Below are 1955 nucleotides of genomic sequence, written 5' to 3' on the forward strand. Positions count from 1 at the left end.
TTGCCCGCTCTTTCGGGCACTGTGGTGCAGATCCCGAATTATTGCAAGAATCAATGGCTTCGGGGGTGTTCCTGACCGGAGGCCATTGTGGGGCCTGCGCAACAGGCAAAACAGCCGCCCTTCGCTGAAAAGGGGCGGCTGAGCCTGTTAAACGTCTGCGCAGAAATGAATTTCCTAGTTGGTGCATGGGATCGGAATTTCCACCACCTCAGCACCGCGGCGGGTGCGGATGGTACATACTTTTTCCTTTTCCACCTCTTGCGGCGCTTCCAGTGCGCCCAGGCCCAGAAGCGTGCGCTGATCCACTTCAACAACCGAAGCGATGGTGTCATCCCCGGCGCCGACCAGGGCAAGCGACAGGCGTCCGGTGGTTTGCGCCTGTGCCAGCGCGGCGACTTGCCTGGGGTGGGCCGCAACGGTAACGGTCCGGGCGATGATGGCTTCGTTGATGTCGCCGCCGGCGCTTTGGTCCACGGCCACCAGTTCCACGTTGGTCTGAATCAAGCGGGTGACCTCACCGCGGTCGCCGGCCGATCCCGGCATCATACCGGTCCAATAAACGTCCACTTTGTCTCCAGGCCGCAGGAAACCCGAAACGCCTGAGGAGACATCGACCTTGATTGCAAAGGCACGCATGCCGCGCTGCAACCGCGATGTGATGCCAGCGTCTTTTCCAGGTGCCGTGACCTTGAGGGCCATGATGGCCTCATCCGTCTCCATGGCGCGCAGCACCACCCGCAGATCATCACCGTTATGCGGCGGAAACAGCTCTTCATGGGTGGTAAAGGCACCTTCGGGAATAGCATCTTCGGGCCAGCGCACAGTGCGCACTGCGTCCTGAGATAGCCGCTCGCCGTATTTCAAGGGCTTGGTGGCGACAAAAACATCTACCAAAGGCACCGCTTCGGCGCGGGCAGCGCGTTCGCGCGCCAGTTCATTCTGATAGGCCGAGATATAGTTTTTGGCCATCATGACGGCGCCGCCCGCGAGGGCCACACCGACGATCAGTACAAGTCCGAAAACTGCACGCATTGTGTTACCTCTCATAGATTTCAGCCGGCGCCCCGTGGGGCGGAACCGGCTGCTGGATCACTCGAACTGTGGCGGCATTGCCTGCCCGCTTGCCGGACCTGCGGCGGGGCAGGCGGCAATTGGTGGTGTCCGCCAAGCCTCAGCCAAAGTTCCAGTTGCTCATAAAGTCTGCCAGCCCCTGGGCCAGTCCAAGCGCGCCGTCTTGCGTCATTCCGGCAATCAAAACAGCAAGCCCGATTGCGGCGGCGGCCAGGATAACCCAGTCAACGGTTATCGCCCCGTCGTCGCTGGCAATGAATGACCATAGTTTCTTCATGTGGCGGACCTCGCTGCCCAAAGGGGGTCAAGGGATAGGATCGCCTGCTGAGAGCAATCCCGTGTTAGTATCATTAAGCTTCATGAATAGGGCGTTAATGGGGCGTAATCCTGTGTTTTTTGCCTAATAGCCTATTAATGTGAGAGGTCAGAAAGGAAGCCTTTTTCGGCACAGAGTTCGTCTTGCTTCCTACGTCCTATGCTCATCAAAATCGGCTGAATTCGCCACTAAACTTTACGGGGGATCGGCCTCATTGCAGAGGTGCCGAATAAATAAGGCCGCCCTCCGTAGAGAGCGACCCGAATTGCTGCGCCGCGGTGCGGATTAAATGCCGCCGCCTGCGATCAGGTCGGCTTCTTGCCTTTCAGGTAGGAACCGGTGTCACTGGCCAGGGTGGATGCGCCATCCTGAACAGCTGTGTAGACCACGCCGCCCAGTGCAGCGACAGCTGCGGTCAGCACGACCCAGTCAACGGTCACGGCGCCGGATTCGTCTTTGCGGAAGTCCTTGCGGAATTTGGTGAAGAATTTGATCATGGCTGGTCCCTCCAAAGGATCTATGAATAGGTGTTGTCTTTCCGTTGCGTCAGGGTCTGCTCTCTCACCTG

Annotated in this window: 3 protein-coding genes; all 3 read right to left on the reverse strand. The window is 58.7% G+C overall.

Features of this window, described 5'->3' with window-relative positions; translation table 11 throughout:
- Positions 1–174: 174 nt before the first annotated feature.
- On the reverse strand, positions 175–1032 hold the full coding sequence (cpaB, locus tag A2I95_RS34180; protein ID WP_027259861.1) for a Flp pilus assembly protein CpaB: 858 nt from the start codon (positions 1030–1032) through the stop codon (positions 175–177).
- A 139-nt stretch (positions 1033–1171) separates the two neighbouring features.
- Positions 1172–1348: a hypothetical protein gene (locus A2I95_RS34185; RefSeq protein WP_164982748.1), complete on the reverse strand. Its 177-nt coding sequence runs from the start codon at positions 1346–1348 to the stop codon at positions 1172–1174.
- Positions 1349–1692: 344 nt separating this feature from the next.
- Positions 1693–1884 carry a Flp family type IVb pilin gene (locus A2I95_RS34190; RefSeq protein ID WP_027259860.1) on the reverse strand — a complete coding sequence of 64 codons (192 nt, stop codon included), beginning with the start codon at positions 1882–1884 and terminating at the stop codon, positions 1693–1695.
- Positions 1885–1955 lie beyond the last annotated feature (71 nt).

It is taken from the genome of Leisingera sp. F5 (genome assembly GCF_001593695.1).

Excerpts from the sequence above, each read along its gene's own strand:
- A2I95_RS34190 (WP_027259860.1), bottom strand. The coding sequence starts at position 1,884 with ATGATCAAATTCTTCACCAAATTCCGCAAGGACTTCCGCAAAGACGAA.
- A2I95_RS34185 (WP_164982748.1), bottom strand. The coding sequence starts at position 1,348 with ATGAAGAAACTATGGTCATTCATTGCCAGCGACGACGGGGCGATAACC.
- cpaB (WP_027259861.1), bottom strand. The coding sequence starts at position 1,032 with ATGCGTGCAGTTTTCGGACTTGTACTGATCGTCGGTGTGGCCCTCGCG.